The sequence below is a fragment of the Hyphomicrobiales bacterium genome (assembly GCA_017642935.1).
In the GTDB taxonomy this organism is placed as follows: domain Bacteria; phylum Pseudomonadota; class Alphaproteobacteria; order Rhizobiales; family MH13; genus MH13.
In genome coordinates, this window is sequence record JAEPOK010000001.1 from 376888 (window position 1) to 389416 (window position 12529).

12 protein-coding genes are annotated in these 12529 nt (G+C 59.9%); 8 read left to right on the top strand and 4 right to left on the bottom strand.

Going from position 1 to position 12529, the window contains the following annotated elements; all coding sequences use genetic code 11:
• The 8 genes from JJ917_01785 (at position 1) to JJ917_01820 (ending at position 8414) form a co-directional block, all read left to right on the top strand.
• Positions 1-1203, top strand: coding sequence for an aminotransferase class I/II-fold pyridoxal phosphate-dependent enzyme (locus tag JJ917_01785; GenBank protein MBO6697541.1), 1203 nt, complete (start codon positions 1-3; stop codon positions 1201-1203).
• Positions 1196-1996, top strand: coding sequence for an aspartate/glutamate racemase family protein (locus JJ917_01790; protein ID MBO6697542.1), 801 nt, complete (start codon positions 1196-1198; stop codon positions 1994-1996). Before JJ917_01785 ends, JJ917_01790 begins: the two co-directional genes overlap by 8 nt.
• On the top strand, positions 1993-2955 hold the full coding sequence (locus JJ917_01795) for an amino acid-binding protein (GenBank protein MBO6697543.1): 963 nt from the start codon (positions 1993-1995) through the stop codon (positions 2953-2955). The genes JJ917_01790 and JJ917_01795 overlap by 4 nt, the downstream gene beginning before the upstream one ends.
• Before the next feature lie 89 nt (positions 2956-3044).
• Positions 3045-4088, top strand: coding sequence for a glycine betaine/L-proline ABC transporter ATP-binding protein (locus JJ917_01800; protein ID MBO6697544.1), 1044 nt, complete (start codon positions 3045-3047; stop codon positions 4086-4088).
• 9 nt (positions 4089-4097) lie between these two features.
• Positions 4098-5702 (top strand): ABC transporter permease subunit, encoded by a 1605-nt coding sequence (locus JJ917_01805; protein ID MBO6697545.1) that lies wholly within the window; start codon positions 4098-4100, stop codon positions 5700-5702.
• Between the two features lie 9 nt (positions 5703-5711).
• Positions 5712-7016 (top strand): histidinol dehydrogenase, encoded by a 1305-nt coding sequence (gene hisD / locus JJ917_01810; protein ID MBO6697546.1) that lies wholly within the window; start codon positions 5712-5714, stop codon positions 7014-7016.
• Between the two features lie 15 nt (positions 7017-7031).
• Positions 7032-8012, top strand: coding sequence for a putative sulfate exporter family transporter (locus JJ917_01815; GenBank protein ID MBO6697547.1), 981 nt, complete (start codon positions 7032-7034; stop codon positions 8010-8012).
• A gap of 24 nt (positions 8013-8036) precedes the next feature.
• A complete protein-coding gene (locus JJ917_01820; GenBank protein MBO6697548.1) occupies positions 8037-8414 on the top strand; it encodes a hypothetical protein in 378 nt (125 codons plus the stop codon).
• A gap of 15 nt (positions 8415-8429) precedes the next feature.
• On the opposite strand, the gene JJ917_01825 is transcribed toward JJ917_01820, so the two are convergent.
• Genes JJ917_01825 through JJ917_01840 form a run of 4 tightly spaced genes read right to left on the bottom strand, consistent with a single transcriptional unit; the run spans position 8430 to position 12467 of the window.
• A complete protein-coding gene (locus JJ917_01825; GenBank protein MBO6697549.1) occupies positions 8430-9713 on the bottom strand; it encodes an FGGY-family carbohydrate kinase in 1284 nt (427 codons plus the stop codon).
• Complete coding sequence (locus tag JJ917_01830; GenBank protein MBO6697550.1) at positions 9710-10675, bottom strand: class II aldolase; 966 nt, start codon at positions 10673-10675, stop codon at positions 9710-9712. Before JJ917_01830 ends, JJ917_01825 begins: the two co-directional genes overlap by 4 nt.
• Positions 10668-11531 (bottom strand): TIGR01459 family HAD-type hydrolase, encoded by an 864-nt coding sequence (locus JJ917_01835; GenBank protein MBO6697551.1) that lies wholly within the window; start codon positions 11529-11531, stop codon positions 10668-10670. The genes JJ917_01830 and JJ917_01835 overlap by 8 nt, the downstream gene beginning before the upstream one ends.
• A 9-nt stretch (positions 11532-11540) precedes the next feature.
• A complete protein-coding gene (locus tag JJ917_01840; protein ID MBO6697552.1) occupies positions 11541-12467 on the bottom strand; it encodes an N-acyl homoserine lactonase family protein in 927 nt (308 codons plus the stop codon).
• Positions 12468-12529: the final 62 nt, after the last annotated feature.

The following is a 12529-nucleotide window of genomic DNA, read 5'->3' on the forward strand; positions in this document are numbered from 1 at the left end:
ATGGGTCTGCCACCCTTCAGAGGCAGTTTCACGCAGCAGGAGCCGATCCCCGATGAGGGGATCGCGGCCGCTGTCGAGGTGATGCAGTCCGGACGTTTGCACCGCTATAACGTCTTGGCGGGTGAAGAGTCCGAGACGGTCGGGCTGGAGCGCGACTACGCCGCTTGGCAAGGCTCAGACTACTGTCTGGCCGTGGCATCTGGCGGCCAAGCGATGCAGATCGCTCTGCGCGCCGCAGGCGTCAAACCTGGCGACAAGGTTCTCACAAACGCGTTCACGCTCGCGCCCGTGCCTGGCGCCATAGCTGGCGTTGGCGCTGAGCCTGTGTTGGTGGAAATCACCGAGGACTTGGTCATCGATTTGGATGATCTTCGGGCCAAAGCCGAAGGGTTGGGTGCCAAGGTGCTCATGCTCTCCAATATGCGTGGACATCTCTGCGACATGGACGCGCTGATGGCGCTGGCGGCGAGCCTTGATATCACGGTGCTTGAAGACTGCGCACACACCATGGGCGCATCTTGGCGGGGAAAGAAATCTGGCAGGTTTGGGTTGGCCGGTTGTTTCTCAAGCCAGACCTACAAGCATATCAATTCCGGTGAGGGCGGGCTGATAACCTCCTCCGATGACGCCTTCATGGCGCGCGCCATCATGCTGTCGGGCTCGTACATGATGTTCGATCGGCATGGCGCTGGCCCTTCAGCCGACGTTTATGCCGACATCAAGCTGGACACGCCCAACATATCGGCGCGCATGGACAATCTGCGGGCGGCGATCCTTCGCCCGCAGTTGGCCAAGCTCGATGATGCCATCGCGCGCTGGAATGATCGCTACCGCACTGTCGAAGCCGGTCTTGCCCAATCCGACATTTTCCATCTGCCTCAGCGCCCAAGCGAAGAGTTCTTCGTCGGCTCATCGATTCAATTCATGATGCCTGGCTTGGAGGCGGCAGCTGCGCGCGCCTTTCTGCGCGACACGGCGGAGCGTGGCGTTGACCTGAAATGGTTCGGCGATGCCAATCCTGTTGCCTTTACCTCCGCCCACCCGAGCTGGCGCTATGTGCCGCGGCAACACTTGCCGCAAACGGACCGCGTGTTAGCCGGTCTTTTCGATATGCGCTTGCCGCTGACCTTTTCGTTGGCTGATTGCGAATTGATTGCCGCCCATATCGTCGAAGCGGCCAACGCGCTGGTGGCCAATGCCTGAACGAGCCGCCCTTCGACCTGTTGGTGTTTTGGGGGGCATGGGCCCGGAAGCGACGTTGCTGTTCATGCAGCGCGTTCTGGCTGCCGTGCCTGCGCAAGATGATGCCGATCATATCCCGTTGCTTGTCGATCAAAATCCACAAGTCCCCTCACGTATTGCCGCCTTGATTGAAGACAGAGGCGAGGATCCCTCGCCAGTGCTTGCAGCTATGGCACGGCGTCTTGAAACGGCAGGCGCCCAGGCGCTCGTCATGCCGTGCAATACCGCGCACGCCTATGCGCCCGCCATTCGAGCCGCTGTGACCATACCCTTCTTGTCGATGGTGGACGTGACCGCAAAAGCCATTGCTGCCCGATATCCAGGCGCGACTGTCGGCATGTTGGCGTCTCCTGCCGTGAAGCTAACCGGCGTGTTTGAACTGGCCTTTGACGCGGTAGATCTCACGCCGCTCTATGCCAAAGACCAGGGCGAGTTGCTGCAGGCCATTCGCTGCCTGAAGCAGGATGGCAGCGATCTAGGTGCACGAGAAACAGCCCTTCAGGCCGCCAACGCGTTGCGGGCTGCTGGCGCCGATGTGGTGTTGGTCGGGTGCAGCGAGTTCTCTTTGCTTACTTCAGCCATCGCCGCTCACGGCGCGACCATCGACAGCCTCGATGCGCTTGTCGCCGCAACCATTTCCTTTTCGCACTCTGGGGACACCGCAAAAGGCGTCTCCCCCACGGCCGTGCATCGACCGGGCACGTCCGCCTCGAAACACCAAACCGGTCAAACAAAAAGGGAAGCAGCATTATGATGAAATCCGTGTCAAAGACGGCACTGGCAACCAGTGTGTGTGCGCTCGCGGCCGTCTCATCGGCCCAAGCGGCCGATCTGGTGCTTGGCGTGCCTAACTGGCCGGCGGCCAACGCGACCGCGAACATTCTCAAAGTCGTGATCGAAGAGAATTTCGGCCTTGATGTCGAATTGCAGAACGGCACAAACCCGATCATTTTTGAGGCCATGGACGCTGGGTCCATGCATTTGCACCCCGAAGTGTGGATGCCGAACCAGCAAAACTTGCACGACCGTTATGTGCAGGAAAATCAATCGGTTGTGATGAACACCAATCCTGTGCAAGCCGTGCAAGGCATGTGCGTGCCGACCTACATTGCTGAGCAGCACGACATCACCAGCATTGAAGACCTGACCGATCCGGAGAAGATGGCAATCTTCGACTTTGACGGCAACGGAACGCCGGAAGTCTGGATCGGCGCGCCCGGTTGGGCCTCTACTGCTATCGAGCGCATTCGTGCCCGCTCTTATGGCTATGATGAGGTCATGGACCTGCAGGAGTATGACGGATCGGTCGCATGGGGTGCACTTGGCACGGCGGTTGCCGCTGAAGAGCCATGGATCGGCTTCTGCTACGATCCACACTTCATCTTCGTTGCTTATGACCTGACCATCCTGGAAGAACCGGCCCATGACCCGGACACCTGGACGATCATTCAGCCGACCGACGACCCGGCCTGGCTTGAGAAGTCTGAAGCTTCGACGGCTTGGAACGGCGCGACGCTGCATCTGCACTACGCGGCCAGCGTTCAGGATGACTTCCCTGAAGTCGCCGCCATGTTTGATGCTTACCAGATGCCGTCTGAAGCCCTTAGCGAAATGGGTTACGCCCTCAGCGTGCAGGGCGAAGATGCTGCCGATTTCGCCCGTCGCTGGGTGGACGAGAACGAAGATGTCGTTCTTGGCTGGCTGACAAACTAGCTCCCTCCCGGGTGGCCGCTTCGGCGGCCACTCGTCTCCCCCCGTTTTTTGAAGCCTTCAGTGCCAGCGTGGAAGTGAAGCCCGTGGATGTGAATCCCAAGCCGGAAGCCGTCGTCGAGCTTTCCAATGTCTGGAAGGTGTTCGGCGAACGCTCTGCACAGACCGTCGAAGCAGCCAAAAACACTGGGCTCACCAAAGCCGAAGCACTGGAGGAGTACGGCACCGTCATTGGCGTGCGCGATGCCAGTTTCTCGGTCGCGCGCGGCGAAATCTTCTGCATCATGGGTCTGTCGGGGTCGGGCAAATCGACACTGGTGCGCCATGTGAACCGGCTGATCGAGCCGACCGCTGGGACCATCAAAGTGCTCGGCGAAGATGTCAGTGCGATGGGTGTAAAGGATCTGCGCGCGATGCGCTCGCGCCATATCGGCATGGTGTTTCAGCACATGGCGCTGATGCCGCATCGCTCGGTGCGTGAGAATGTTGCCTATCCTTTGGAAATTCGCGGCGTGCCGAAATCGCAGCGCTGGGCTGTGTCAGATCACACTTTGGGCTTAGTCGACTTGCAGGGCTTTGAGGACCGGCTGCCGCGTGAACTCTCCGGTGGCATGCAGCAGCGTGTGGGGATTGCGCGCGCGCTGGCATCCGACCCGGAAATCCTTCTGATGGACGAGCCGTTTTCCGCGCTCGATCCCTTGATCCGCCTGCAGCTTCAAGATCAGTTCAGTGCGCTGGTCTCGGAGCTCAAAAAGACGACGCTTTTCATCACCCATGATTTGGATGAAGCGATCCGTATTGGCCATCGCATCGCCATCATGAAGGACGGTGTGATTGTTCAAATCGGCACGCCCGAAGAGATCGTCACCAAGCCCGCCGATGACTATGTGCGTGAGTTTGTTCAAGGCATTTCACGGCTGAAGCTGGTGAAGGCGCATTCCATCATGCAGCCGCTCAACGGTTATGACCGATCGGCTTTGACCAATGCGACACGCGCGTCGAGCGACACCGACCTCGACACGTTGATCGACATGTCGGTCGATAGCGACGCGCCGGTGGTCGTCACCGAAGGCGGAAACGAGGTTGGTTACATCTCCAAGGCCATGTTGCTGCGCGGCATCCAGGGCGGGAAATAGGGGGCTGCGATGACCGATCAGACCATGACCGACCAGACAATGCCGCGAGACCTGTCCAGGTCCAGTGCCGACGCGCCGAAGGCGTCTGCCGTTGCCGATGTCCAGGTGGATCGTGCGGCGCTCGACCAATCCATCGCAGAGTTTGCGCAGCGCAACGCTGCCTACTATCAGCGCATATTCCATAAGATCCACGACACGACATCGGGCATTCCGCTCACCTTCAATGCCGCTGCTGCCTTGCTCGGACCGCTATGGGCCGCCGCGCGGGGTGCCTGGGGAATGTTTTGGGGGTTCCTGATCCTGGAAATCATCGCTTGGGTGCAGATCGGGCGCGGGACTTGGGGTGAACTCGGCGCCGCTGACTTGCAACAGGCAATCCGCCAGGAAACGCGGGCGCAGGAGTTTCTTGATCGGTCCGCTGCCGCGATTGCGGCGGGCGAAGATGGCTCGCGATTTGAGACGCTCGGCAACAATTTGATGCGGGCAGCGGAACGCAGCCGTGGTGCCGCTGAGGCTGCTGCCGCCGACGCACTGATGATCCTAATGACCGGAATCGTGCTGCTCATCGTCATTCGTGTCGTGCAGGGCATCTGGAGCAACATCGCCTATGAGAAGCAGTATTCGGCCTGGCGAGTGACGCCCGACAAGGTGGCGTCCGGCGTTAGCATGGTGTCCGCTGGCTTCGGTGCGCTGTTGCTGCTCGCAGTGATGCCACTGACTGTCTACCGCTTCACAGTTGAAAACGTGCCGGAGTTTCTTCTCGCCTTCCCGGCAACGCCCGATCACTACACCGATACGGCACGCTGGCTTGAAGGCCAAATCGATGCGGCGGCATCGGCTGGCTCGGGTACGTTCGACGGGATCGTGCTCGCCGTTCGCACCGTGCTCGACACGGTGTCACTCGCGCTGATGGGCACGCCGTGGCCGGTGGTCATGATTGTCATCTGTGTGGTGGCGTGGCGTTCGGCTGGCCCGCGCGTGGCGATCTTCACGGCTGCGGCACTCGCTTACATCGCTTTCCTGGGCTACTGGGAAATCGCCATGGAAACGGTGGCGCTTGTTGGCGCGGCGGTTGTGCTTTGCGTGGTGATCGGCATCCCGCTTGGCATTTGGTTTGGCAAGTCCTTGCGGGCCTACAAGTTTGCCGAGCCGGTGCTCGACCTGATGCAAACGCTGCCGGCCTTTGTCTACCTCATTCCGATCATTGCGTTTTTCGGGACTGGCAACCCGCCTGGTATCCTTGCGACGATCATTTTCGGCATGCCGCCAGTGATTAGGCTGACAGCGCTTGGTATTCGCGGTGTGCCAGAGAGCATCAAAGAAGCGGCTTCCGCCTTCGGGGCTTCGCGGCGACAGATCTTACGTGATGTGGAAATCCCGTTGGCGCTGCCATCCATCATGACCGGCGTGAACCAGACCATCCTAATGTGCCTATCGATGGTGGTGATCATCTCGCTGATCGGTGGCGGCGGCCTTGGCCAGGTGATCCTGGAGGCGCTGCAGTTCGCAGCCAAGGGGCCAGGTCTTCTGGGCGGGTTTGCCATTCTCTTCGTTGCCATGGTCATCGACCGCATTGTGCAAGGTGCGTTCCGCCGCGCCGATTTGAAGACCTAAGGATTCTCTATGCCGACCTATTTGAAGTCAGCGGTGAAAACGGCTGAGACGGACCAGTCCGACGTGCAGCAGACCGTTGCCGAGATGTTGCGGGCCATTGAGGCCGGCGGCGACGCGGTCGCCATGGACTATTGCCGCACATTCGATGGTTGGGGTGGCGATATCGTCGTTGAGCGCGAGGCGATTGAGGCAGCAGTTGCCAAGGTACCCGAGCAGTTGAAGCAGGATATCCGTTTCGCGCACGATAACATTCGCCGGTTCGCTGAGGCTCAGCGCGCAACCATCCAGGAGTGCCAGATCGATGTCATTCCCGGGCTGACGGCAGGCCAGAAACAAATCCCGGTGTCAGCGGCCGGTTGCTATGTGCCCGGTGGTCGCTACAGCCATATTGCCTCGGCCATCATGACGATCACCACTGCCAAGGTGGCCGGCGTGCCGCACATTGCCGCTTGCACGCCTCCAAAGGCTGGTGAAGGGATCCCGGCGGCGATTCTATTCACAATGGACCTTTGCGGCGCGGACGTGATCCTGAACATGGGCGGCGTCCAAGGCATCGCCGCAATGGCGAACGGCCTGTTTGGCCTGCCAAAGGCCGACATCTTGGTTGGTCCCGGAAACCAATTTGTCGCCGAAGCCAAACGGTTGCTGTTCGGACAGGTGGGGATCGACATGTTCGCCGGTCCGACCGATTCCATGGTCATTGCCGATAGCCTCGCCGACCCAAATGTTGTGGCCTGGGATCTGGTGGGGCAGGCCGAGCATGGCTACAACTCACCGGTTTGGCTGGTCACGGACAGCCAGGCATTGGCTGATCAGGTCATGGCGCGTGTACCGTCGCTAATCGGTCAGTTGCCCAAAACCAATGCTGACAACGCGCAGGCTGCTTGGCGCGATTATGCCGAGATCATCCTCTGCGCGGATCGTGAAGAGATGGCACAACTGGCTGATACCTATGCGCCCGAGCATTTGCACGTGCAGGCGGACGATCTGGAATGGTGGCTGGCGCGGCTTTCCAGTTACGGTTCGCTGTTCCTGGGCGAGGAAACCACGGTTGCCTTTGGCGACAAGGCTGCGGGCCCCAACCATGTGCTGCCGACATCGGGAGCGGCGCGCTACACCGGCGGGTTGTCAGTGCACAAGTTCATGAAGACTGTGACCTGGCAGCGCGCCACACGTGATGGCGCTCGGCCGGTCGCCGAAGCGACGGCGCGCATCTCGCGCCTTGAAGGCATGGAAGGGCATGCTAAGACGGCGGACATTCGCCTTGAGAAATACTTCCCTCAAGAGACGTTCGATCTTCGCGCGACCAGCTAGTCTGGGGGCTGTCCCTTGTTTTCCATCTTCAAACCGCTGGCCGGCGGCTATAGCGGTCTTGCGCTGGCTGTTACCATTGCGCTTTGCGCGGGGTTCTTGTCAGAGCATTACGGCGCGCCGGTCATGCTGTTCGCGCTGCTTGTCGGCATGGCTTTCAACTTCCTCGCCGACCACCCCAAATGTGCTGGCGGGATCACGTTCGCCTCCAAGTCGCTGCTGCGAATGGGCGTCGCATTGCTAGGCTTTCGTTTGAGCCTTGGCGATGTCACGGCGCAGGGCTGGGAGCCGGTGGCGGTGATCATTGCACTGGTGGTGTTGACGATCGCCAGCGGTGCGCTGCTAGCCCCTTTGTTCAAGCGCAAGATCGCGTTTGGCATCTTGACCGGAGGTGCGACGGCCATTTGCGGGGCGTCTGCCGCTCTGGCGATATCGGCGGTTATGCCCAAACGCGACAATCTGGAGCGGGACACGCTGTTCACGGTGGTCGCCGTCACCACGCTGAGCACTGTCGCGATGGTGCTCTACCCGCTGCTGTTCTCCGTGCTCGGATTCAACGATGAGCAGGCAGGGTTTCTGATCGGAGCGACAATCCACGATGTGGCGCAGGTCGTCGGCGCTGGTTTTTCGATCAGCGATGAGGCCGGCAATGTTGCAACGCTCACCAAGCTTCAGCGGGTCTTGCTCCTGCCATTGGTCATTCTCGCCATCCTGCTGGCAACGCAAAAGAGTGATGGCGAACGGGTTGGCATCCCGCTGTTCGTGATCGCCTTTATCGTTTTCATGTTGATCAACTCGACCGGCGTTTTGCCGGAAGCGATTGTCGCGTCTTTCGTTGAAGCGAGCCGGTGGATGCTGATCACGGCCATTGCCGCGCTGGGGGTCAAAACCTCACTCGGTGCCATGGTCAATCTTGGCGGCAATCACATTGCGCTGGTGGTTGCTCAGACAGTTTTCCTGCTTGGCGCGGCGATCGCGGCCAAGCTTCTTTTTCTCTGACACACCCAAAAGGGAGACATCCAAATGCCCGTTACCACTTTGATTGCTGAAGGCGCCCCGCCAGCTGTTGGTCCCTACAGCCATGCCGCACAGGCAGGCGACACGCTCTACATTTCTGGTTGCCTTGCGCTTGATGAGACGGGCACGTTCCTTGGCGGCGATGCTGCAGCCCAGGCTCGTCAGGCGCTGAGCAATTTGGGCAAGGTGCTGGCGGCAGGCGGCCTTGGGCCGAGCGATGTTGCTAAAGCGGTGGTTTTTCTCACTGATATGGGCGATTTCGCCGCTGTGAACGCCGTTTACGCGGAGTTCTTCGGCGACCATAAACCGGCGCGTTCGTGCATTGCCGTTGCCGCGCTGCCTCTTGGCGCAACGGTTGAGATTGAAGCCGTCGCCGTCAAATAGCGGCCGATTGCACGGCTATGTGGCGCGCCAGCAGAGGCGCGCCACGCCAACACTGGCTTCGGATTCGTCAGCTTGCACGATAGGCACGCCCAAATGCCGCTCGCGTATCGCTGTCCAGACGGGGTTTTTGGCACCGCCTCCGGCAGTGAGAACGCGTTTTGGGGCAGGGGCGCCAAGCTCTGTCAGCCGTGCGTAACCTTGCGCCTCAATGCGGGCGATGCTCTCCAACATTCCTTTGAGAAAGTCCGCGTCACTTTGTGGGCGTGGTGCGAGCCGTGGCGCGAGATCTGGATCATTGATGGGGAACCGTTCGCCGGGCTTGAGCAGCGGGTAATAGTCCAAGTCACTTGGTGTTTTGGGATCGATCTGCGCGCTTAATGCGGTCAGTTCATCGCTTGTGAAAAACGCGGCCAGCACACCGCCGCCGGTGTTGGATGCGCCGCCGGCCAGCCAGCTATTACCGACCTTGTGGCTGTAAACACCGCTGACCGGATCATCGATGCGTTTATCGCTGAGCAGTTTGATCGCGAGCGTTGTGCCTAGCGAGGTCACAGCGTCACCGACATGTCGCCCGCCAGACGCTAGAAACGCCGCAATGCTGTCGGTGGTGCCCGCATGCAGTTGAAGGGTGGGCGATAATGCAAAACGTTTTGCTATGTCGCCGCCAAGTGTGGCGATGGGTGTGCCTGTGCGATGAACGTCAGGCAGGATTTCGGTTCGCACGCCCAACGCTTCGAACCAGGATGGCCAGCGGCAGGTTTCTGGGTCCCAGCCGAGCTTTAACGCGTTGTTGTCGTCTGAGCCGAGCGAGGTGCCCGCAAGCTTTGCGGTGATGAAATCGGCTTGGTGCATGAGGTGCTTGGCTTTGCCAGCTTTGTCGTGGGCTTGCAGGTGCAACATGCGCGCCAAGGCTGATGAGCTTCCGCGTGTGATGGATGTCGGTTCAGCAAAATGGTTGATGCGTTCAGCTTCCGGCGTGAACCCCGAGCTGTTGTACAAAAGCGCTGGTGTGACGGGGGTCAGCTGATCATCAACAAGAACTATGGACCCTGATGTTCCATCGACCGCGGCGCGGCTGATGTGCTGGGGATCAATGCCCAGGGTCTGTAACTGTTGGATTTGCGTGTCCAACGCCCGCGACACGGCATCCCACCAAGCCAGTGCGTCTTCGTTTGAGGTGGACGCGTGGCTCGCTTTCGCGGTTCCTATCACGCTTCCATTGCCGTTAACGACGGCGGTGCGCACACCGGAGGTGCCGATATCAATGCCAAGCGCGAAGTCGGATGCGCCGTTGGTCATGACTTACGGGCGGCCAGGGCTTGGCGGTAATTTTCGGCGTCCCAGTTGAGCAGCTCGGCCTCGGCCTCACTGCCTATGGCATTGGGCGTCCAGGATGGAGGCAGGCGCGTGAGAACATCGCTGAGGCATTGTGCCATCGCGCGCTGCGCCGACGTTGCATCGGCTCGAATAGCCAATCCTTGGCCCTCGATCAGACAGGCCGGTGCACCATCCACTGGTTTGGTCGGCAGGGCGGGTCCAAGAAAAACGACATGATCGGGGTAATAGGAGCCTGTCGTCGCAAGGCTGAACAGCCGCTTGTCCTGCGCCACCGCACTGGTGTTCAGCCAAACGAATCCATCTGGCGCATCGCTTTGAGGTGTCGCGCCATCCGTCACAATGGGCACGGCCAAGCGTATTTCCACTTCACACATTAGAGTGGCGACGTCGGGGGCGCTGTCTCCGGCAACGATCAAGCCGTGATTGCCGAGCACAAAAACCTGAACGTTGGGTGTCATCTCCGCGGCGATGGCTTCGGTCAACGGACGTCCGGGCTTTCGATAGGGCACGAATGCCGCCGGCAAGCCATTTAGTTTTTCGCGTGCCGCGTCCAACCCTTGATCGCTGGTGGCATGGACGAGTGTAGCCACTGAGTGGGTGTGTGCGACGACGGGCCAATCGATAAGCGCGTGAAAGGTGGTCTCGATGGAGGGGCGCAGCCCGCGCTCGGGATCTAGTATGGCAGCCTGACAGGTTCCATCGCCGGCACCTTTAGCTTCAGAAAGAGCGATCACGCGGTCTACGGCGACGAAAATGTCTTGGTCGAGGGCGTTGGCAAGTTCCGTCCCGGAGGCTTTGATCCACAGTGTCTCGCCCAGTTTGATGGACGTGTTGCCGCCTGGGCCCTGGACGCGAAGCGGGTCGCTGCCGCAATCGGCGGAAAGCTCCAAGAAGTCGCGCGGAAGGGGTGCTTGCTCACCCATAGTTTTTTCTCTCTCCTGCCAGGCGGCCAATGACGAAATCGGGCAATGGCGCTTGGTGTTCCTTTGCCAATTCGGCAGCGGTTGCCAGCGCGTCACCGTGTTCAAACGCTTCTGCGTGCAGCCCCCCTGTGACGAATGCCGTCTTCCAGCCTGCGGCGGCACCACCTGCAACATCGTGTTCCAGTGAGTCGCCGACCATCAGTATGGATGACGGCGCGATGCAGAGTGCTGCGGCTAGGGCATCGAACACGGGCCGATAGGGTTTGCCGTAAAACACCACATCTACTCCAGAGTCTTGGTACGCATGGGCGAGGGCGCCAGGGGACAGTTGCACTACCCCATCGGCGCGCGGCGATCCACGGTCGGGGTTGGTGCAGAAAAGCGGCAAGCCTTGTTTCAGTGCCTCGTCAAGCTGGGCCCGTTCCGCGACGCCATCACCGCCTTCAGGCAGGCCCATCAAAAGCACCGCATCGGCCTCGTCCGTATTGTCGGTCCATTCGACGGATAATCCTTCGCCCCACCTTTGCTCGTCGCCTGGTTTGGCGGTTATCGCGAAGAGGCGGCCGGGATTGACCCGTCCTATGTGCACGTCCTGCCAGAACGCCTCGCCGGAGGTCATGACCTCATCGAACAAATCGGCGGGCAGACCCATCGCCGCGATACGCTCGCGATTGGGTGCAGCGCGCTTGCCGGAATTGGAAAGGACGGCCAACTTCTTACCCGCCGCAGCGAGCGCCACTATTGCTTCGGCGGCGCCGGGGTAGGGGGTGGAGCCATTGTGCAGCACCCCCCATTGATCAAACACCACCGCATCGCATTGATCGGCCACGGCCATCAGGCTGTCGATGATGTGCATCGCGTTTGATCAATCCGGTGTTGGGGGCACAAGGCCAGCAATGTAGGCTTCGACATCCTCTTTGGGCATTGCCGGTGCGGCTTTGTCTACCGATCCCGCAGGCATGTCACCAAAGTAGAATTGATAGCCCGGGATCACCTGGCGGCGCTTGCGGATCGGCATGCCTTCATAAGGGAACACGTCGGAGCGGGCGTTCGCCACTTTGTCATGGCAGGCCAAAATGTAATCGGCGCGCTTGTCCAACTCCTCCACCGATTTCCAGCCTTCGAAGGAGTTCACGAAGCGCGCTGGGACCCAGTAGCGCCATCCCTCGGCAGGATTGGGTTCCATGTTGCGCTCTTGGAAGATGGCATCGCCAGCAACGACGATGTCGCCGGCTGAAGTTGCGACTGTCACCGCCATGTGGCCGACAGAATGTCCTGGTGTGTGGAACATGGTGATGCCGGGCAGTACTTCACACTCATCTTCCACGGCCTCAAACACACAGCCTGCATACGCGTGTTCTATGCCCAGATAGCCGGACTCATAGGTGCGGTAGTAGAGGGGAAGCGGGTTATAGGCCATTTCGATTTCGGCCTTGGGCGCGATGTAGCGTGCGTTCTTGAACTCTTTCATGTTCTGCACATGGTCCCAGTGCAGATGCGTGAAGACGATGGCGTCGATTTCGTCTGGGTGCACGCCGAGCTTCTGCTCAAGATGCTCATGCACCTGCAGGCAGCCGCGCTTGTCGCACTTGTGATGGTATTTGGTGGCGCGCTCCTCATCGCAAAGGCCGGTGTCGATCAGGATCTTATGCTCGCCGGTATCGACATAATGGCAGTAGACCGGGTTCCAGATTTTTTGGCCCGCCGGTCCCTTCCAGAAAATGTAGGTGCCGAGATCGGCCTCCAGCCAGCCGGTGTTGATCGGATAAATTTTCGTCTCTTGAATGCCCATACTGCTCCGCTCCGGCTATTGCACTCGCCTTTTGTATACAAACTTTCACATCTGTCTACAGG